The following is a 20,414-nucleotide window of genomic DNA, read 5'->3' as shown; positions in this document are numbered from 1 at the left end:
GCAGTGGAGTTTTTCGGCTTGTTTTAAGAATTTTTCTAACTGTTCATACTTGATACCTAATAAACGTTCTGATTCTTGTGGATGATTGTGAATGTAGTCAAGCATACTGGTGATAATTAGCCATAAAAAATTACATTTTATATGACTCTATCACAATTTATTTATTTTTCACCAGATGTCTAATGGAATGCGATGTGTTGATGCGATAACTGGTGAAGAATATTTACGATTGAAAGAGAAATCTCAAACTGAAGATGTTTGCAATTATTTTCTGGAATTGTGCCTGGACTGGATCAAAAAGTCAATCACAAAAATCACTATTATTTTAGATAATAATTCAACACATAAACAAAAAATGCCGGCTCAATTACAGGCTAATTTATGTGAACAAGATATCCAATATCAAATCGTTTTTGAGTTGATTTATACTCCTGCTTATTCACCTGATTTTAATCTGGCTGAATATATGATTCATCTGATTAGGTGAGAAATATTAGATCATCTTCCTGTTGATATGACCATGGACCAGATTCCGGAAAAGTTGTCAAGCTATTTGCATCACTCACAACTTCAAACTCCAAAACAAATTCAAAATACAATTGAGCATATTGATCATTTAGTTAGGTAATCTTAGAGTGGGAAGGGAGTAATTATAGAATTATAAACATATATTATATAACCGGATTCTATATTACAGCGGTTTTCATATTGATCAACCACATCGTCACAATCAAAACCCTGTAGGGACGTTCCAGAACTTCCTTACTGTGGTCTACTTAAATGAAAAGCGCTGTAAACCCGCCACACAAAAGATAAATATAAATGTATAGCAGTCGAAGGAAAGCTTAGGTAAAGATCAAAAGCTTAAAACTCAGGCAACATAAGATTTTTCCTTCTTCCTTCTGCTATATTAGTCATAGCAATATAGTCAAAAGTTACTCTTCGTTCCTTTAACAGATGTTCAAAACGGTGATTGAAACTCTCCGTAAATTTAACAATTATATTAGGAGGCAGTGCCTATTGTGATGAGCAACTTTTGACTGAATTTTTGACGCAGGCTAACTGCCTGCGCTATGTTACACTACTGATACTCGGATTACACTCATCCTAACTAGCAGCAGCGTCAGCTTCTCGGAGAGCTTTGAGAATTTCAGGACGTTTCATACGCGCATAACCACGAAGTTTCCGCTCTTGGGCAATTTTCTTCAGTTGCCTGAGTGATTTGGTATCGTAATCATCCATGGGAACTTCTGGCTCTGCAGCAGCTTGAGCTTTAGTCTTTCTAGTAGTCTTTGTGGTACTCGCCTTAGACTTTGATGATGTAGAACTTGGTTTACTCTTGGTTGTTGTCCTACGTGGTGTCTCAGTTTTAGCTGCAACTTCTTCGGTAGAATCCACTTCTGGTATTGTCTGTAATTGACGCCGAACAGCTGATACTTGAGTTTTTAAGTCATCTTCAATATCTTGAACTAACTGGGAGAACTGATTAATTGTTTTGACAATTCCTTCCAGTTTTTTCTCTATTTGTTTATCGAGATCGTCAAGTTGTTTTGATAATAAGTCCACATTCACTCCTGATAAAGAATTAGAGGTTGTTTTATTTGTTGTTGAGCTTGTGATTTTTCTTGCCAATTTTTCTACCTTATCGTTAACTGAATTTTCTAGATTTGTAATCAAATTTTTGAGCTGTTCAATTTGAACAACATCCGTCCCTCGATCTTGCAAAGATTTTACTTGTTTTTTGAGTACCTCCTCATTTTTCTTGATAGATTGATCGATTTTTTTTGTGAGAGAATCTACTTTTTTATCGAATGATACCTCAAGTTGTTGCATTAGATGCTCAAAGTCTGGTGTTTCTACAACAGGTGGTTGAGTTAACTGCTCTATCTCTGCCACAGCTATCTTTGCTTGTTCATCTGTCATTTCATAAATCCAGGCCCATAGTTCCTTGATTTCAGCTTCTTTTGCAACTTGATACCAATCAGCACCACGAACGATTTCGTACTGCTGTTCGGAATCGTCATGATCTGTCAATCTCACAATTAATGGGATTAAGTTACTGCCTTGTTCAGAAAGACTCTTAACTAGAGCTTCATATCTTCCAGCAGGAATATCTCTTACCTGAGAGTTTGGTACAGTGATTTGGGATATGGGAGTCAATTCCAAACTTACTGGTTGTACTGGTAAATCTTCTTGTCGATTTTTTCGCTTCGTTGATGAAACCATTTGCTTTCAACTTTCCTTGGTTCCTAAAATCAAATAAAGGTTTTGGGCTAATACTGCCTAGATAGCATTCTCCCGGTTACATTTTCTTTGTGACTCCTCATTTATCACTTTTGATGATAAATTCAAGATTTCCAGCTATTACAGCTATTGGAAAAACCATAATTTCATCACAGTTTGATAAAATAGGATTAAGTGTCGGGAGGTGAGCAAACTGCTTAGTGCTGCCAAACAGGACTTATGATTATTGCATAATCTGGGAAATTATAATTAATTCTCAGGCTAGAAATTCATACAGCTATAAGTAAGTACGATCTCCAACATTACTTTTTGAACTTGTTGGTTTTTGCTATGCCTTAGTTTATTTTTTTTCTTACCCAGATTTTACTTTCACAAAGTTACTTTAGCATACTTTCATTGACTATGGAAGACAAATAATTTATCATTTTAGTAGCAATTGATTTTTTGCTATGAACTCAGTCAACACTTATAGAACCCCTGAGTGGTATCTTTGCACGGGGTATGTACTTTTGGCTGCGGTCCTCAGTCCTCACAAGTTGTGGAAATTTAGGAACGAGGATAGGGGAAAAAGCGGATGCGAACCCGCGACGAAGTCGCAAGCGGTCGAGGGATGGTGAGGTCTCCTCGCCATATTCAATCTACCAGGAGAGGGAATGCGCACTCCTATTAGGCAACAGTGGGAAAAGTATTTTTCTGTCTTATGGTTCATCATTAATATAAGTCCTGACCAACTCGTTCCTTGCTGTACTACCTTTTGTTGCATTTATCACTTTAAGACTACAATTTTGACTAGGTATTACCCAGTTAGGACTGTAGGAATGGCGCTCTGCTTCAAATACTCTGAATTAAATTAGCTGATGGCAGTAGATTTTCTGGCCATATCAGGGAGCGATCGCATTACTCCATCCTAATATCTGTAGTTATTTTTTAACTTTTTTGCAAAAAATAGTCAAGGTGTACCTATCTGATTAATAATAATATTAATTGGTTGATTTTTGCAAGTGGGGAACAGACGATCGCATGGATGTTAAGGATTTAAAATTTCTATTAAAATTACTGAGCTATAAAAATTATCAAGTATCTTTTACTAAAATTCAACTAGAGTCTGAAATGAAGGTCTCTGAGAAAAATGAAATTTGCTCCAGACTTTGCGATCGAGGGTTGGTAAAATTTACTGGAGAAGTTACAAAAATTAATATAGCACCTCAAGGAAAATCACTCCTAAATAATAAAAAAGCTGTTAACTTACTTACCACCGAAGAATTGAAAGTGCTCAAAGCAACTGCTAAAGCTGCTATTTCTCCAGCGGAGACTGGTCTTGATACTAGCTATAGGAAAGCTGTTATCACAGACTTACTACAGCAAAGTTTGATTAAAGTTATAGATCAAAAAATCAAAGATGTTTGGTTGACAGAAAAAGGAAAGCAATTTTTGTGCCAAGAATATTCTTCTCGCAGCACTGCAAAAGAGATATCCTTAAAAATGTTAAGCGACTATCTTGATTTAATGCGTACTAACTGTTCGCTTTACTTCCCTAAACAAGAAAAACAGCAGTTTTCCAAGATGCCTGATCAACCCACTGACTCTGAGATTTTAGCTGTGATTCGAGATTTAGACCAAAATCTAGGCACAAATAACTATCTACCCATTTTTCATCTGCGACACAAATTACAACCTCCTTTATCTAGAGAAGAACTAGATCTAGCACTTTACCGTCTAGAAAAAAGTGACCAGATAGAATTAAGCTCCTTACAAGAAGTAAGCTCCTACACTCCAGAACAATTTGAAGCAGGTATACCTCAAGATATTGGTGGAAGTTTGTTTTTTATAATTCCCTACTAAATTTTCCGGTGTTGGTGATTTGAGGTATAATATCCTGTGTCCCCTCCGGGGGAGCTACGCTAACGGATAAGAGCGTGAACAAAAAACCTTCTCCTTCTACTACTCTTTCTTCCCTCCTGACTCCTGACTCCTAAATCATTAAGATTAATATCATACACGCGCTTCAGCAACACCAATTTTCCTATATCTGCTATCGTAATTCTCTAACCAGTCCAAAAAATATTACCAGTTTATAGTATGACATCTATAGATCAGATTATTCAAAGAGAAACCAATCCTTTCGATCAAGTAACTCTTTATACTATTAATTTTTGGCAAGAGCAACAAAATCCTAACTGGAATGTCGATTCTATCCATCAAAATATTATCTCTGATATAGAAACAGTGCTAGAGCAGGTTGCCCAGGAAAATCGTCCCCGAACTTTGATACTGACTGGTGACTCTGGTTCTGGTAAAAGTTATCTTTTAGGAAGAATCAAAAAATTATTCAACACAAAAGCTTTTTTCGTTTATATTGATCCTTGGCCTGATAGTGATTACATTTGGCGTCATATTTTGCGTCAAACGGTAGACTCTCTGATGAAAACTCCGGAGGGTCAAACAGATTCTCAGTTGTTACTATGGTTAAAAGGTCTACTAGATTCACAAAATAGTAGTTTATTCCAAAAAATTATTGGTGAAAGAAGAGTATTTATTAGAAATCTTAAAGGTATTTATTCTTCTGGAATTTATAATCCTAATGATTTTTTCAGCGCCTTTTATCATCTATTAAATTCAAATTACATATCGATTGCTTGTGAGTGGTTACGGGGGGATAATTTGGACGAAGATGATTTAAAATCTTTGGGGATTAAAAGTAGTATAGATTCTGAAGATTCTGCTCAGAAAATTATGACGAATTTGGGAATTATTTCGGCTGCATCTCAACCGATTGTTTTATGTTTTGATAATCTTGATAATATTCCTCGATTATTGGATGGATCGTTAGATTTACAAGCATTATTTAATGTCAATTCTAGTATTCATACTCATTGTCCACAAAATTTTCTGATAATTATTAGTATTATTACGAGTACATGGAAACAAAATTATGAATGGATTCAACCTGCAGATAAAACTAGAGTAAATGCTGGATATTTTCATCTTAAACCAATTACTTTAGAACAGGGAAAAGCAATATTGGCAGCTCGTTTGAGTCCTTTGCATTCTCTGGCCAAACCAAAGCATAAATCACCTATATTTCCTTTGTCAACAGAAATATTAGAACAGAAGTTTTCTAGAGGTAAAACTCTGCCTCGTAATATATTGGAATTGGGACGTAAGGAATATGATCGATACAAAAACAAATTATTATATGAGTCAGGAAATGTCCAAAAATTAACACCAGAAACAAAATTAGAAACTTTTAAATTAATTTGGCAAGATAAATATCAAAAAACTCAGAAAAAAATTAATAAAATTACCGATTTTGCAGCACAAGAATTGATTATAATGCTACAAGAAGTATTAATTGCTGTAGAATGTAAAGAGGTAAAAACTAAATTATTAAGCGGTAAATATGCTAGTCATTCTTTGAGTTATCAACAACAAAATAAAGAGGGAATTATCGGTGTTGTTTGGACAGAAGATCCAAATATGAATAGTTTTTATAATACTATGAATGCTTGCCAGAAAGTGGCAGATAAAAATTTATGCCAAACTTTATATCTAGTGAGAGCTGCTGAGGTTGGAAATGCCAAAAATATGAGCAATAGAATATATAGAAAAATTTTCAAGGGTAGGTTGAAAAATTGTCATATTCAGCCCAACCTGAAATCTGTATATTTTTTGGCTACATATCATAGTTTGGTGAATGCTGCTCTAGCTAATGAATTAATGATTGAAGGTAAGATTATTAGTCTCAAAGAGTTAGAAGAAATAATTTGTGAATCACAGATTTTAAACAGTTGTAGTCTATTACGAAATTTATCTGTAGTTGACTCAACAGATAATCAAGAACAACAAAGCGATTCAGATTTATCAGATTTAGATGAGGTGAAGGATTTTGTGGTAAATTTAATTAAAACAGAATGTTTTATGGAGCGCAAAAACATAATTGAAAATACACTAAATAAATTTATTAACATAGAGCAGTCAAAAATTGATACAATTATTGAGGAACTTGAAGGAGAACAGAAAATCAAAAATATTACTCCTACATCAAAATTAGATCGAAAACTAGTTTGTTTTATTCCTATTTAATAACGAACATTTAATTAAAGTTAGGAACGATAAATTAAAATCAATATTTAGTAGATAAAACTGATAGTTTTTGAAATTTTTTTAGTGATATTAACTGCTTAAAAACCTGGAAAATCAGGATAGTTTGTCAATGCCAATAACTAATAAACCTCAACTACAGTCTCCCCCATTCAGTGTGACCAATGTTAAAGTTGCTTTTGAATGTCCACGTTTATTCTATCTGAAACAACGTTTTGGGGGCGACCATCTGTTTTTGCCAAAAGATTATATCCAGGAAATCGATCGTGCTTTTCTCGACTTAGCTAATCAGTTGATTAATATGATTAGACAAGAATCTAGGATTCAAACTTTGTTTGAGGGGCAGTTTGAGGAGTTGATGGTAGAGGCGATTGCTCGTCAAATACAACAATTATTTTATGAGTTGATTTTCTTTCCTTATTTAGACACGATAATTACAAAAGATTCTAGTCTAGCAACAGCATTCTATCAAATTTGGCAGGTATTAACTAGACTAATTTTAAATATATCTAAAATTATTGTTAAAAATCGTCGTTACTGCCATGAAAGTATTGTGGTTCGTCGCACATTAATTACAAGGGAAATACTACTAGATTATACTTTTAAAATACCAGATGGTGAGAATCAAAAGTTAACAGGAAAAGTTAATAATTTAATTTTTGATTTTGAGTATCGTCGTTTATGTGTGGTTAATTATCAGACTTATGAAACTGTAGAAGTATCGTCTCAGTTAATGGCGGTTGCTTTGTATAGTTTTCTACTGAAGCAAAAGAAAAAAGTGCCTGTTAATGCGGTTGTTTATTGGGTTTTGCCTGAGTTTGGAGAGTATCATTATTCATGGGAAAAACTTGAGAATATGGTGGAGAGTTTAATTCCTGCTAAGTTACAGGAGATGCGGGTGTGGTTAAGGTGGGAGGAGTCTCAACCAGACCCACCTCCAGCAACGGAGCATGAGTATTTATGCGATATTTGTCCTCAGAGGGAAAAGTGTCAGAGTTTTTTTGATAGGGATTGGTAGGAGTTATCAAAAGTAGGTTGGGTAGAACGAAGTGTTAGCGTTTGCGCAGCATTCTGTAGGAAACGTTTGACAGGGTTCATGTTCTTCACCAAGACTTACTTCTCTGGCAGTATCGTCCTTAGTCCTTCAGGCTTATCCGCTTTTAGCCCATGCACCCTCGAGTAATGGTTGTTAACCCATTAAACCTGAGCTGCGAAGTCACTCCCTAGCTGAGAAGGGAGGAATTGAACCTGCATAGGGTATGAGTTTTTAACCTTTTGGTTAAAGGGTCATGTTGCAGTCATGGCTTCTTTGACCCAACGAGTAGCACTCAACCCAACCTACGGATACTTGGTATTTTTGGTGTGAGGGAATGCGATCGCTACTTTCTATTCTGGTATATATGCTATTTTTCTGAGTTTTTCGTAAGTTGTTTTCCCGAAACCAATTCCCTTTTTAGTTTGTTGTTTAAGATTTTCCCAAGTTAAGTTTTCTCCAGACTGTTTCCAGCGTTTAATTGCTTCCCATGTAGCATTTATCATTGTAGTTGTACTTTTAACTTTTGCAAAAGCTTGTTGAATATCTTCCTTTGCTTCTACTGTTAATAAATTGACTTTTTGTAGCTGATTAGATTCATTTTTTATAGCTTCAAGTTGTCTATTTAGAGCTATTTGAGTTTTTGTCAATAAGGATAAAGCTTCTTCCTTGGAAATATTGTTGATTTTTTGACGTATAAATCCTAATTGGTTGTTCAGAATTTCTTCAATTTCTGCGTTCTTTGTTTTGGGAACTAACTGGTCAATTTTACTTTCGATTTTCTCCAGTTTTTCCTCTACTATATTACGCTGGAGGCTGAGAATAAGTAGGAGATGCTATAGTTTTTTGACCTAATTTTGTGATTATTGGTTGCAATTTTTTGTCTAGTAACTTATCTAACTCACTTAAACTTCTTGTACCTTCTTGTATAACTGTAGATTCTTCAGATACAGGAGAAATACTACTTTTTTTTCTGAGCATTTCCACCTGTTCTTCTAACACTTCTGCCTGATCACCTTCAATGATAAATGCTCCTATTCTTTCACCATCGCGAGGATTTATTTCCTTTGCTCTGACGGCCGCATAATACTCAAAATGTCCATCAACTACTTCTTAAGATTCCCAACCGATAGTACGCAAAACTAGAGGTTTAATTATGCCTTCAGCTTTTAAAATTAATTGAGCAACTTGTTCTAAATCTGACTCTAAAAATTCGGAACGAGGCACATTAGAAGTAATTTCTTTGACAAGTACAAATTCTGGAGATAATAGCATTATTGTAGTCCTATTTTGTTTAATACTTTGTTTGCCAGTGACTCAAATTCTTGGCAAGAAGAAGAATCTGGTGCATAGTCAAATATAGAGCTAGGTTCAGGTATTTCCAATTCTCCTACTTGGCGAGTTTTATCAATACATTTAGCAAGTTCTTCTCTTTGAAATATAACTGTTTCCATAACATTAAGTTTGTAACGCTGGGAAACTGTTTGGATTTGTTTTGGTAAAGTATATTGTACAAATCTAGAATTAGGATTAATTTTACAAGGTAAGACACCTAATATTTCTATATCTGGTTTATTCATCATTTGCCTAAAATGGTTAACATCTCGGTGGAGATAGTTTTTAACATTAGATAAACCTTGATTAGCAAATGGTTTTAAGTCTGAAGGAATAATTAATAATTAGCACTAACTAGAGGAATAAACGCATACAAATTAAAAGATGGTGGTGTATCGATCAGAACAACATCATATTTTCCTTCTACTGGTTTCAGTTTCTTTATTAGTGAAGTTAAACTACTTCTAAGGTTATTAAATTCAGTTTCTGCTTGCATTAAACTTATGTGAGAAGGAATCACATGAACTTCAGGATCATTGAACCTAGAAACTCTAGCTACTTCTGGAATACTAGAATATTCATCGTATCTCAACACATGATAAATATAGGAGTCTTTTATATCATCTATATCATCAAATTGCTCATCATTAAATTTAATTAGACCTGTAGCAAATGTTGTATTTGCCTGACTATCCAAATCAATAACTAGAACTCTATAACCTCTTTTACTTAAGGCCACAGCTAAATTAACGATAGTTGTTGTCTTTCCTACTCCGCCTTTATTATGATAGACAGCAATTACTTTCATAGAATTTATCCTATTTTGATTAATTTGATTTGAATCTATTTCAGGGTTTACTAAAATTATCTTATTTTCCGGCGTATTACTAACAATTTTATCTATCTCAGATTGAGGAGCTATCGCCTGATTTTCATTTTCTTCTTTTCCAGATTTTCTTGTTTCAGAAATTGACTCCACAGTATTTTCATTAACCTCTTCGTTCGTAATTTCGGTTGTCTGGGAATTCCGATTTTGCCCTAAATAATCTCGACCTATTAATGCTTTTATTTCTTCTCTTTTTTCATCAACCTGACTCCCCCAACACTTAAAAACCAACTCAATCTCATTTTCTTCTCTTTGATAAATCCGAATTTCTTTAGCGTTAGTTAACAAACCATATTTCACATTCATACTTGTTAAATAACGCTTGAGTTTTCGTAGATGGCGGTCTAAATTTTGTCTTGGATGTTTTGCCTCCATTACTAACGCTAAAGGAGAATCACCATCTAAACGAAAAGGTAGTTCCTGGGCAGCAAATGATAAAAAATCTAAACGGATACTACCCAACGTTACTTCTTGATGCCAATGTTCGATACCGTATCCCAATTTTGGCAATAGATAACTAACAATTAGTTTGCTTTCTACTTCACTTTCATTGCGACATAAATCTGGATTAAAACTCAAGGTTATTCTTCCTTAATTTTAAATTTTTCCCTTGATTCCTAATTGGATTTTATCAAATAGGTTAATTGATGTCTATCTTAACAATTTTGTCTGATTATATTACTTTTTTTTCTCAGTATTTTTACGGTGTTCTTGATTAATAATCTTTTAGTAGGAGTTATTTTTTTTTAGTAGTAATAGCAATTTTAAAAAAGTATTTAGACAAGGAAAAGGAAGAAGCAAAAAGTAATAAATTATATCATGTCCGCGGTTGATCATTTGTGTAAACCCAAGGGTGAATATCTACAGGAAATTTAGGTTTTTTCAAACTTTTAAGCCTTCTTCCTTCTTCCCTCTTCCTTCTTCCTTACCTTCGCGCTTACAATACCGATGCTACCGGAAATGATATGAGATATTTTCTAGCTCAATTAGACCGAGAAGTTTTGACAAACACAGAGCAATTATCATCAAAATTATCTATTATCTGTACCTAACATTCATTACCTCTGGTCTCAGGTAAACTTTAGATTAAAGCATCGGTATTTCTCAAATAAAAAATGACAATTTATTGATACAGCATATTTCATATCAGTGAGGTAAATTTGTGGCGTACAAGATGCCCGCACTACAAAGACTTTATCATTAATATTTCTACCTCATATACCTGAAATATGCTGTAATTTCTGGTTAACTTATTCAGATTTATCTACCATATCTCAAGACATTTATTGGAGGGATAAAAGTAGGGATTTGGTCTCCAAATCTTATATCATGTCCGGATAATTAGTAATGAAAAAATTTTCTTCTTTTCTTCCTTCCTCTTTCCTCTTTTTCCTTCTTCTTCCCTCCTGACTCCTGAGGACTCTCTCGTCATTTATAACTATTCAACCGGATATAATCTTGCTTCACTCTTCATTTTACAAAATCAAATACAACCAACAAAAAAATCCGGTCAAAATACCGGATTCTATAAATATTAAAGTTTATCAATGAAAAAAGTATAGCCGATCGCCATTTAATTATCAGCCTTCCTTTGTAATTTTTCCTAACTAAAATTACTGGGAAACTTTCTGAGCATCATATTCTTTAAAAGTTAGGTAAAACTTAGTCTTATCATACAGATGACACTTCTCTGTTATCTCCTTCATTAAAGACCAAGAAAACTTAGTTTCATAAAGTTTATCTCCCCATTTATCTTTCAAAAACTGATGTGCTTGCCTCAGATTATATGAAGGAATTCCTGTAGAGATATGATGGGGAATATGCACATTAATATCATGGCAAAGAAACTCTACCCACCGGGGATAATCACAATGCACTGTACCAAATAATTGAGCCTCCGCTTCATTCCACTCTTCTACAGGAGTAAAAGGAATTTCTGGCACTGTATGGTGAACAATAGTAAATGTACTCATCCAGAAGTGGTAAACTAACCAAGGCATCAACCAAAACTTGACCAGACCCCACAGACCAACTGTAGCGATAAGCATAGGAAAGGCGATCGCGCTAAACCCGAAAACTACCAATGTAGAAAATTTGACATCTTCACTATCCTTACCCTCAAATTTTCTCCAATCAAAATTCACAACTGCCCAGTGAGCAACAGATCCTAACCACCAAAATCTTCCACGCATAAACTGATACACTGACTGCATCAAGCTACCTGCATTCCCATAATCTTCTGGATACCAAGGTTGCCAAGCATTGTCTTCCCCCATCTTATTCGTATGTTTGTGGTGATAATTATGGCCTATTCGCCAGCCATGAAACGGATAAATTAAGGGTAAAAAAACTAAGTGACCGACTAGGTCGTTGACCCACTTACGGTTAGCAAAAGAACGATGACCGCAGTCATGGCCAATAACAAAAAAACCAGTCAATGCTGTGCCAGTGAAAACCCAGAGTAGGGGCAATAAAAACCAAGGTGTAATTGTTAGTCCCCAGTAACCTAATACGACCATCAAAATATTGACCGCTACCATTGTCCATGTTTTCCATTTATCTTTGAGAAAAACTTCACGAGGCAGGGATTTTATAATATCTTTTAGTTGTAGTTGCTCATTTCTAATCTCAGAATTTCCATGAGTAGATTCTGCAATTGATACTGTCATAAATTATTTGAGTTCTCCGTATTTTTTTTGTGGTTATGTAGTAGATTTATGATTCCGAAAAAAAACGCCAGCGTAAATATTTTGCTGGCAGTTTTGACTACAAAAAGTAGTTGACAACAATTTTTAAGACATACTAGCACTTAGTGAATCTTAGTCAATTTTGTACACAACAACAATGTAGCAAAACCTTTTTTGTTATATCACAGTCTTGTCATTATCAAAGTAAATTAATTGATTTGGTTACTGCTACTATCTGATTTTTTATTCGTCAAGTTTAGCAATCATTTATTTATTCACGATTTTTATTGATTGAATTATTTTTCAACCTCTGAGACTAATTTTCTAAGTTTCGTTCTTTTATAGTCCGCAATTCCAACAATAAAGTTTCTACTTCTGCCTCAAGATGGAGCAACTTAACTTGTTGATCTGTTTGATACAAAGATTTCATCTTTCCTTGAGTGTAGTTTTGATTGCTTGATACCCCTGAAACATTTACCCTTTTAGAAGTATCTACAGAAACAGATGCATTGGACAAAGTGGATATGCTGTTAGACATCAGTAACTTACTAGCCATTTATACTTACTTCACTTATTTTTCTATTGTAACCGGAATATTAAGATAAATTACAACAAATTAAACTATTTAACTTCCGGCATTAAAAAGTTGGAGTACCATATCCAACACTAAACATTTGGATAATACAATAAGATTAGTAAGGTTTAGTATCTTTCTTAACCATAGATTTGATTAAGTTTTCATTGTAAAAATTCGGTAAGTGGGAAAAGTGCCAGCTTGAACGACTCAATGGAAACAACGCGACGGGTAATAAAGCGTAGTCAAAATATGCGATAATCAAGGTATAAAAACACAATGACCTTTGAACCATGGTGAGAGCATCGTTAGCTAATGGACGCTTCAGTTAAAGGGTGGTTAACCGAAAAGGTGGCCCAGTGCTAGCCAGCACTCTGTTTCCAGCCGTTAGTCAGCACGTTGTACCTCAAAGCGAGTGAATCAACCAACAACTTTAAAAGTAGTCTCAATGGTCGAATGACCGGAGAGGGTAGTGGCGATTGGCACCGCCTTGTGAGCTGCCGCTGTATGCGTACTATGGTAGGGTAATGGCAATGTGGCCGTTACGAGCAATGTGAAAATCGCGGATTTATCCCGATAGAAAACTACTAATCACGAATCCACGCGGATTTATCTAGTGGAGTGTCAACCTTACTAAAAATTGACCAAAAAGTTATTTATAGCTTTGGCCTAAGGTAAAAAAAACTCAAACTTTACTCAAACTTTACAGTAAAAAATTCAAAACTTAAAAATGACCTTAACACGGCCCTTTTCTCAGTCAAAATTACAAGGCTGGCCTGGTTTGATTGAGGCATATAGATCCTATCTACCAGTGACAGAAGAAACTCCTGTAATCACATTGCAAGAAGGTAATACTCCTCTCATACCTGTGCCAACAATCGCTCATCAAATAGGCAGCCAAGTAGAAGTCTTTGTCAAATATGATGGCCTTAATCCCACAGGTAGTTTCAAAGATAGGGGCATGACTTTAGCCATATCCAAAGCCAAAGAGGAAGGGGCAAAAGCAGTAATCTGTGCTAGCACAGGCAATACCTCAGCTGCCGCTGCTGCTTATGCTAGACGAGGTGGGATGCGAGCATTTGTCATAATCCCAGATGGTTATGTAGCCCTAGGAAAATTAGCCCAAGCCTTGTTGTATGGTGCAGAAGTCTTAGCCATCAAGGGAAATTTTGACCAAGCCTTAGAAATTGTCCGAGATGTGGCCGCTAAATATCCTGTCACTTTAGTTAACTCAGTTAATCCCTATCGTCTAGAAGGCCAAAAAACGGGAGCTTTTGAGGTAGTGGACACTTTGGGGGATGCCCCAGATTGGTTATGTATTCCTGTGGGGAATGCCGGAAATATCACAGCATATTGGATGGGATTTTGTCAATACCATCAAATCGGAAAATGCGATCGCCTACCAAAAATGATGGGTTTTCAGGCCGCAGGGTCAGCACCCATTGTTCAAGGTCATCCTGTAGTCCAACCGGAAACAGTGGCCAGCGCCATTAGAATTGGCAATCCTGCTAGTTGGGAAAAAGCTGTAGCAGCTCAACAAGCTAGTCAAGGAAGTTTTACGGCGGTTACCGATGAAGAAATATTAGAGGCTTATCGTTTATTGGCGTCCAATGAAGGAATTTTTTGCGAGCCTGCTAGTGCTGCTTCTGTTGCGGGTTTATTGAAAGTCAAAGACCAAGTTCCCAGAGGAGCAAAAGTAGTTTGTGTACTTACTGGTCATGGTCTCAAAGACCCAGATGTGGCGATTAAACATAGCAATAATCAGTTTCGGCAGGGAATAGAGCCAAATATAGAGGCAGTAGCGGAAGTTATGGGGTTTTAAAGGAAGGAAAAAGGAAAATATTTTTGGTTCTACTTTTGAGCTTTTCTCTCTAATCTTTACTACTGGGTAAGCGGGGCAATGGCCTTTCATTGGGCGGCAACTGAGCAGCATTGGGAGATAAGCTTTCCTTTAGTTGGATTTGATTTTGAGCTTGAATATTGGCTTCTGTTTTTGGCTGAATATCAGGAGTAATTTCCGATTTCTGTTGTTTGCTTGCTTTTGCTTTGGCCAGAATATCTACTGCATCTGCCAAAGCATTTGTTAAACTTGTACGAGTATTTGTATGATTGACTTTCTCTTGTTCGAGAGCTTCAGTTAATTTTTGGACTTGTGCAACAGCGCGGTCACGTTCTTGAACTACTTCAATTATTTTGGCCTTAAATTCAGCTAAAGTTTGTAAATTTTCGATTTGCTGTTCAATAGTTGTTGCACTTTCATCTATACTCTCTTCAACAGATGGAAAACCTTGTAATTTCTGAGCTTGGGCTTTTAAAGTCTGAATAGTTTCTTGAGCCAGTTGAGTTTCCGTTCGTCGTTGTTGAGCTTCAGTATTGTAGAGTTGACGCCACTTAGAGGCACTATCCTGGGCAACATTTAATTCTGTTTGAAGTTTTACTATTTTCTCTTGAAGAGCCTTAATTTCATTTAACCACGGAGTTATGTCCTGACTCATATCATATTTTAGATTATAGAATGTTCATCTCATCGGGTGATGTTTCCTAGCAAAGTTGCCTTTGCAATTTTAGGTAGTCCTGGGGAGTATAACAGTCTACAGCAAAAAGGAATACCAGGCAAGGGATTGATCAGGCTCCCACTGCCGTGCCTCGTAACAAACATTGCCGGATAATGCACGACCATTAAAATACATTAGCGCCCAATTTTAAACTTATAGCAACAGAAGTATAGTTGAGGACGGTAGATACTGAAAGGGAACAGGGAAGTACTAATATCATGTCCGGTTGAATACTTATAAATAATAACGGAGGAGTTAGGAGTTAGGAGTCAGGAGGGAAGAAGAAGAAAGTTTTTTATCACTAATTAAACGGACATGATATAACTTTTAGTTCAACTAATGGGACTGAAACATTTTTAGGTCGAAAAATGGCGCTCGTGTCAGTCTAGATAAGGAAATTACGTCAATGCTCTAAAAATGCCTAGAACCCTTGGTAATTAAGGGTTTATAGCTTTTTGACGTAAAAGCCTTTTCCTGTCTATATTTGAGGCTATTTTCTACTTCTATTTTGTGTAAGTCCCACTAATATGAACACGACTTACGCAACAGCACTAATTATATTGGATATATCTGGTATTATGACCAACTTATACACTATATATAGCTGTACTGTCTAAGTACTGATGAAAATAAAATTTATAGCAGTTGAAGCATAATTTAGGACAGCTCTAAAACTTCAAAATCTTACAGGTAATCGCTTTTATCCTAGTTGTTTGCGGAGCATAACCTAGAAAATGCTTATAGCTATATTAGTGTGTTGTTTCAAAGCATAGATGATTGGTATTGGAAAACAAAATAGTGATTGAAATTAACAAAAACCGAAGGTCAAATTTATATTCGACCTTAGAAGCAAATAAATTGCCTTTACTTTACTCTACTCAAACTATCATTCTTAAGCAAAATATCTTAATTTTAAGCTCCTAGAGATAAATATAGGAACATACTTTTTACTTTTACATTACATTAAAGGAGTAGCTGATACCATTGAAATCAATAGTTGCTAAAAATATTTTTGTAAAATCACTTGTTCAAATTGCTATGATACCTTATATAATTATAGATTTTTGATACCTGGATTAGAAAATTTTTGTCTCTGTACAACTTTCCTTTTTATTTCTTGTAGCAAATTTTTTCTATAATATATTGCTATTTAGTTTTGATTTTTGCCCTCAATAAAGTAATTTATTTTGGTACATATTCCGAAATTTATAAATTGATAATTGTTGTTTTTAAGTTTTTGTTAGTTGACAAATTATTCTCTACTAAAAGTAACTCAGATAATCTTTTTTGCCTCAAAGCCCTATGAGCTTTCTCCATTTTTTACGTCACTTTAATTCTGCTACATTGCGAGAAGTTTTAAACCACTCCAATAGGCAGCGATTTTTCAACTTATTAACTCCAATTGCTAAACGTGGCTATGGCATAATATTGACGATATTAAAAAGGATAGTCAAACATATACTGAAGCGAATTATTCGCTTTTTTCAGTTCCTTCTTCATCTAAATTTTAATACCATTAAACAAGTATGTATTTGTGCTGGTAAAAGCAGATTATCAGGTTTATCAGCCGAGATGGCCTATAATGCTATGCTCGCTTTATTTCCCGGATTATTAACAATAATTGCAGCAATTGGATTATTTGAATCTTTGCGATTGCCTCTATTACAAATGGGTAGTTTACTAACAGATATAGTACCTAATCAAGTGCGATTTTTAATTAGCAGTGCTGTTGATGAAATTCTGAAAACCCGCAACAAAGAAATATTTTCTTTCAGTTTTATTGGCTCAATATGGATATTTTCTAGCGTACTGACTTCTGCTATGGCAGCTCTTGACGAAATTCATCAAGTTCCTCTTGAGAAAAAACGACCTTTTTGGAAAGCAAAATTAGTTTCTTTAGGACTAACTATTGGTACTCTCATACTATTAATTATTGCCTCTGGATTAGTATTAGTTAGTGACTTAATTGTAGACATGATTGCTCGGCAAAGTTGTTTACTAGAAACTCTGCCAAATTGTCCCCCTGACCAGGTTGCTAGTTGTTTATTTCAAGAACCAGTTGATAATTGTGTGTTGAAGTCACAATTATTAGAAACTTGGGGTCAATTAAGATGGCCGATTACTTTAGGAATAGTTTCTACAGCTTTTGCTTTTGTTTATCGTTTTGGTCCGAGTCGTAGAAGGAAAGGTACACCTATTATGCCTGGTGCAATTATATCAGCATTAATGTGGGCAGGAGCTTCTAATTTATTTCGTTTATACGTTTTTCATTTTGGTAACTATAACCGAACCTATGGAACTATTGGTACTTTTATTATTTTATTGTTGTGGTTATATATTAGTTCATTGGTGGTATTAATTGGGGCACAATTAAATGTAACAGTAGGGGAGGCAATGGCACGGGATAATGTTCCGCATCTACTACAGGAACGATCGGTTATAGAAGGAGGAGAAAGTATGAGAAAGTAAGCATTTAGCCGCCAGCTATCAGCTATCAGCTATTGTTTTTAGTTTTAGATAAAAGCTTTACTAACTGAGTGAGAATTAAATCTTACTATAAAAGTCAGCTGAAAAAGTCTATATTCATTTAAACCCCCTCCTTTTGTTGAGAACTGATAGCTAATAGCTGAATGCTTACTAGAAAAAACGGCAAAAAAAGTCTGAATTAATGTGGTCGTTGTAAAAGGCTAATCACACCAGTTGTTATGGATAAGAAAATTAGAAACAAAATTACTCCTCCTGGTAAAAATGCCAGAATTTTGAAGCCTCTGAGGAGCCAGACTATTAGAGTAAGAATAGTGAGAATGCCACAAATGTAAGAAAATTGGGGAATTGGAAAATTAGAATTTTTACTCATGGAGTTTAGCTAATATCTATATGGATTTAACTATATGGATTTAACTATCAAAAATATTGTCACTATTTTAGTAAGCATTTCCTGCGGAATGCTGCGCAAACAGGTATTAGCATTCAGCATTTTCTGGGTCATGCTACGCAAATAGCTTTTGAATGTAATAATTTACTAAAGTTCGCTTGTTACCTTTTTTTTTCCTGCGGAATGCTACGCAAACATAATTTTGAATTCTCCTTCTAAGATAATAAGTTATATCATGTCCGCTTAAAACATGGTCACTATGAGTTTCAACTAAAATTTGTACCCCACAATTAGCAGCGAGAGCTAATAATTGACCCATTTTTGATTGACCTTTTGGATGAAGATGTGCTTCAGGGTTTTCAATTAGAATTAAAGTGCCAGGTGAAGAAGAAAGAATCGCTACAAGAATTGGTAAAGTGTAGCTAATTCCAAATCCGACATTAGTAGAACGATAAGGATTACTATCTCCATAATAATATTGAAGACTCATTAAATCTATATCTTGTTTTGCATTAATTTTTAGTCGCGTACCTGGGCTAATTTCTCCCATCCAAGCTTCGACTTGCTCTCTTAAAATTAGTGAGTCTGCTTCTGGATGTCCTAAGCTACGATTTGGTATGGTTTGATTTTCATTAATAAATAAAAAGTGTGCCGTGTATTCTCCTTTACTTCCTAAATTTTCTAGTTGTTGAACTTGGAAATCTGATATTTCTAAAAATAAACGAGGACCTAAACGTTCGGCTTGGATATAGTGAAACTGTTTATTAAAAATACTAGATTCATAAATGTCAGAATTAACAGGTTGTGAGGCAAGATTTAGAACATCTTTTTCTCGGTCGTAGGAGAAATTCCAGCTTCCTATATCGCCATTTTCCCAGATAATTTCAAAACTAATAAAATCATCTTTTGCTCCTTCAAATAGTGCATCTTGAGCAGTGCCTATAGAAACTAATTCACCATTTAGTGCTAAACCTAGATTTTCTAATAGTCCTTGTTGATAAGATTGACGGATTAAAAGTAGTGCTTGTAAGACAGAAGATTTGCCCGTACTATTCAGACCAGAAAGTAAAGTCAGTGGTTTAAAAGATAGAAGCCGATCTGCAAAAGGTTTAAAATTTTTTAAATGCAATGAACTAATCATTTAGAACTCCCTTGATAATTTTTTCAATAGTTTCAAAACGATATTCTATCTTGTCTTGAGCTTGAGAGATAGACTTAAAAAAATCTTTGTCTTGATCTACATATTTGGCAAAGTTATCTAGTAATTCTTGCTTCTGATTTTTAAGTTTTTGAGTCTTTTGAGAATTAAGCTGACTAATATGAAATGACCAGGTTTCAAATAATGCCTTATTAACTGGATTTTTTCTTTGTTTTTTTTGCTTACGAAAAGCTTCATCTCCAAATATTTATTGACAAACAATCATAGTATTTTTGAATTTATTGCTAAGTTTGTTAATTTCAGAATCAGATAAACTATTAACTTTTTTCATAGAATTATCTAAAAATTCTTCTCTGCCATACTTCGTATAATCTTTATAAGAATTAGATGCGAGCATAACTGCTAAAGCACCTAGCACAAATTCCCGATCTTCCATACGCAGAATTCGTGTATTACCAAGGTCAATAACATTAGTAAATTCTGGAGATTTAGCAAGGTCAACCAATAACTTTAGAACTTTACCAGGATTAAGAGCATGACGTATTTCTTGAGGAGTTAAGCGTTCTCCTCCTGTATTAATACGTTTAAAAATATTGTACTTAACTTTAGGTGGTGTACCTGGTGCAATTAGATATACAGTGACTTGAGTTTCTTCAATACGACGTTGATATTTACGAGGCAATTCTTGATAAGTTTTACCATCAAGTTCATTGCCAAGATATTCTAAACCTGTTAACCGTAAATTATCATCATTTTCAATCATAAACTGCTTTAAAGCTGATAATCTTTGTAATCCATCTACTACTAACCAATTGTCTTCATTAGTTCCATCAATATAAAAAGCTGGTAAAGGAATTCTAATAATAATTGATTCAATCAATCGACTTTTAACATCATCCTTCCATATATCAGAATGACGCTGAAATTCAGGAGCTAAATTCAGAACTTTTTCATCTATTCTTCTT

Annotated in this window: 17 protein-coding genes; 6 read left to right on the top strand and 11 right to left on the bottom strand. The window is 34.8% G+C overall.

Annotated features, from left to right (window positions below; all coding sequences use genetic code 11):
* Positions 1 to 175 precede the first annotated feature (175 nt).
* Positions 176 to 487, top strand: a complete 312-nt coding sequence (locus F6K18_RS30575; RefSeq protein WP_287526537.1) for a transposase — start codon at positions 176 to 178, stop codon at positions 485 to 487.
* A 620-nt stretch (positions 488 to 1,107) separates the two neighbouring features.
* On the opposite strand, the gene F6K18_RS30570 is transcribed toward F6K18_RS30575, so the two are convergent.
* Positions 1,108 to 2,226, bottom strand: coding sequence for a ParB N-terminal domain-containing protein (locus F6K18_RS30570; RefSeq protein ID WP_287526535.1), 1,119 nt, complete (start codon positions 2,224 to 2,226; stop codon positions 1,108 to 1,110).
* A 1,002-nt stretch (positions 2,227 to 3,228) separates the two neighbouring features.
* Here F6K18_RS30570 and F6K18_RS30565 point away from each other — a divergent pair.
* From F6K18_RS30565 to F6K18_RS30555, 3 genes are all read left to right on the top strand, one after another.
* On the top strand, positions 3,229 to 4,086 hold the full coding sequence (locus F6K18_RS30565; RefSeq protein WP_287526533.1) for a hypothetical protein: 858 nt from the start codon (positions 3,229 to 3,231) through the stop codon (positions 4,084 to 4,086).
* A 237-nt stretch (positions 4,087 to 4,323) separates the two neighbouring features.
* On the top strand, positions 4,324 to 6,327 hold the full coding sequence (locus tag F6K18_RS30560; protein WP_287526531.1) for an ATP-binding protein: 2,004 nt from the start codon (positions 4,324 to 4,326) through the stop codon (positions 6,325 to 6,327).
* A 130-nt stretch (positions 6,328 to 6,457) separates the two neighbouring features.
* Positions 6,458 to 7,363 carry a PD-(D/E)XK nuclease family protein gene (locus F6K18_RS30555; protein ID WP_287526530.1) on the top strand — a complete coding sequence of 302 codons (906 nt, stop codon included), beginning with the start codon at positions 6,458 to 6,460 and terminating at the stop codon, positions 7,361 to 7,363.
* Positions 7,364 to 7,731: 368 nt separating this feature from the next.
* On the opposite strand, the gene F6K18_RS30550 is transcribed toward F6K18_RS30555, so the two are convergent.
* The 7 genes from F6K18_RS30550 to F6K18_RS30525 form a co-directional block, all read right to left on the bottom strand.
* Positions 7,732 to 8,028 (bottom strand): hypothetical protein, encoded by a 297-nt coding sequence (locus F6K18_RS30550; protein ID WP_287526528.1) that lies wholly within the window; start codon positions 8,026 to 8,028, stop codon positions 7,732 to 7,734.
* Between the two features lie 154 nt (positions 8,029 to 8,182).
* On the bottom strand, positions 8,183 to 8,380 hold the full coding sequence (locus tag F6K18_RS30545) for a hypothetical protein (protein WP_287526527.1): 198 nt from the start codon (positions 8,378 to 8,380) through the stop codon (positions 8,183 to 8,185).
* Between the two features lie 111 nt (positions 8,381 to 8,491).
* The gene (locus tag F6K18_RS30540; RefSeq protein ID WP_287526524.1) at positions 8,492 to 8,653 is read right to left on the bottom strand and encodes a hypothetical protein; all 162 of its coding nucleotides are present in this window, start codon (positions 8,651 to 8,653) and stop codon (positions 8,492 to 8,494) included.
* The gene (locus F6K18_RS37025) at positions 8,653 to 8,961 is read right to left on the bottom strand and encodes a hypothetical protein (RefSeq protein WP_353735223.1); all 309 of its coding nucleotides are present in this window, start codon (positions 8,959 to 8,961) and stop codon (positions 8,653 to 8,655) included. The genes F6K18_RS30540 and F6K18_RS37025 overlap by 1 nt, the downstream gene beginning before the upstream one ends.
* Before the next feature lie 89 nt (positions 8,962 to 9,050).
* A complete protein-coding gene (locus F6K18_RS30535; RefSeq protein WP_353735222.1) occupies positions 9,051 to 10,178 on the bottom strand; it encodes an AAA family ATPase in 1,128 nt (375 codons plus the stop codon).
* A gap of 1,034 nt (positions 10,179 to 11,212) precedes the next feature.
* On the bottom strand, positions 11,213 to 12,268 hold the full coding sequence (locus tag F6K18_RS30530) for a fatty acid desaturase (protein WP_287526521.1): 1,056 nt from the start codon (positions 12,266 to 12,268) through the stop codon (positions 11,213 to 11,215).
* 334 nt (positions 12,269 to 12,602) lie between these two features.
* Positions 12,603 to 12,803 carry a hypothetical protein gene (locus F6K18_RS30525; RefSeq protein ID WP_287526520.1) on the bottom strand — a complete coding sequence of 67 codons (201 nt, stop codon included), beginning with the start codon at positions 12,801 to 12,803 and terminating at the stop codon, positions 12,603 to 12,605.
* Positions 12,804 to 13,590: 787 nt separating this feature from the next.
* Between F6K18_RS30525 and thrC the strand changes: the two genes are divergently transcribed.
* Positions 13,591 to 14,682: a threonine synthase gene (gene thrC, locus F6K18_RS30520; RefSeq protein ID WP_287526519.1), complete on the top strand. Its 1,092-nt coding sequence runs from the start codon at positions 13,591 to 13,593 to the stop codon at positions 14,680 to 14,682.
* A 49-nt stretch (positions 14,683 to 14,731) separates the two neighbouring features.
* Here thrC and F6K18_RS30515 read toward each other — a convergent pair whose 3' ends face one another.
* The gene (locus tag F6K18_RS30515; RefSeq protein WP_287526518.1) at positions 14,732 to 15,355 is read right to left on the bottom strand and encodes a hypothetical protein; all 624 of its coding nucleotides are present in this window, start codon (positions 15,353 to 15,355) and stop codon (positions 14,732 to 14,734) included.
* 1,347 nt (positions 15,356 to 16,702) lie between these two features.
* Between F6K18_RS30515 and F6K18_RS30510 the strand changes: the two genes are divergently transcribed.
* On the top strand, positions 16,703 to 17,884 hold the full coding sequence (locus F6K18_RS30510) for a YihY/virulence factor BrkB family protein (RefSeq protein ID WP_287526517.1): 1,182 nt from the start codon (positions 16,703 to 16,705) through the stop codon (positions 17,882 to 17,884).
* A 521-nt stretch (positions 17,885 to 18,405) separates the two neighbouring features.
* On the opposite strand, the gene F6K18_RS30505 is transcribed toward F6K18_RS30510, so the two are convergent.
* A complete protein-coding gene (locus F6K18_RS30505) occupies positions 18,406 to 19,431 on the bottom strand; it encodes an AAA family ATPase (RefSeq protein WP_287526515.1) in 1,026 nt (341 codons plus the stop codon).
* A gap of 265 nt (positions 19,432 to 19,696) precedes the next feature.
* Entirely contained in the window at positions 19,697 to 20,392 is a 696-nt protein-coding gene (locus F6K18_RS30500) for a DUF262 domain-containing protein (RefSeq protein WP_287526540.1), read from the bottom strand.
* Between the last annotated feature and the right edge of the window lie 22 nt (positions 20,393 to 20,414).

The sequence above is a fragment of the Okeania sp. SIO2C2 genome, from assembly GCF_010692625.1.
Classification (GTDB): domain Bacteria; phylum Cyanobacteriota; class Cyanobacteriia; order Cyanobacteriales; family Microcoleaceae; genus Okeania; species Okeania hirsuta.
This window is presented reverse-complemented; position numbering and strand designations above follow the sequence as displayed.

What these genes read in the sequence shown, in the direction of transcription:
- F6K18_RS30575 (WP_287526537.1), top strand. Translation starts at nt 176, where the DNA reads ATGTCTAATGGAATGCGATGTGTTGATGCGATAACTGGTGAAGAATAT.
- F6K18_RS30570 (WP_287526535.1), bottom strand. Translation starts at nt 2,226, where the DNA reads ATGGTTTCATCAACGAAGCGAAAAAATCGACAAGAAGATTTACCAGTA.
- F6K18_RS30560 (WP_287526531.1), top strand. Translation starts at nt 4,324, where the DNA reads ATGACATCTATAGATCAGATTATTCAAAGAGAAACCAATCCTTTCGAT.
- F6K18_RS30555 (WP_287526530.1), top strand. Translation starts at nt 6,458, where the DNA reads ATGCCAATAACTAATAAACCTCAACTACAGTCTCCCCCATTCAGTGTG.
- F6K18_RS30540 (WP_287526524.1), bottom strand. Translation starts at nt 8,653, where the DNA reads ATGCTATTATCTCCAGAATTTGTACTTGTCAAAGAAATTACTTCTAAT.
- F6K18_RS37025 (WP_353735223.1), bottom strand. Translation starts at nt 8,961, where the DNA reads ATGATGAATAAACCAGATATAGAAATATTAGGTGTCTTACCTTGTAAA.
- F6K18_RS30530 (WP_287526521.1), bottom strand. Translation starts at nt 12,268, where the DNA reads ATGACAGTATCAATTGCAGAATCTACTCATGGAAATTCTGAGATTAGA.
- thrC (WP_287526519.1), top strand. Translation starts at nt 13,591, where the DNA reads ATGACCTTAACACGGCCCTTTTCTCAGTCAAAATTACAAGGCTGGCCT.
- F6K18_RS30515 (WP_287526518.1), bottom strand. Translation starts at nt 15,355, where the DNA reads ATGAGTCAGGACATAACTCCGTGGTTAAATGAAATTAAGGCTCTTCAA.
- F6K18_RS30505 (WP_287526515.1), bottom strand. Translation starts at nt 19,431, where the DNA reads ATGATTAGTTCATTGCATTTAAAAAATTTTAAACCTTTTGCAGATCGG.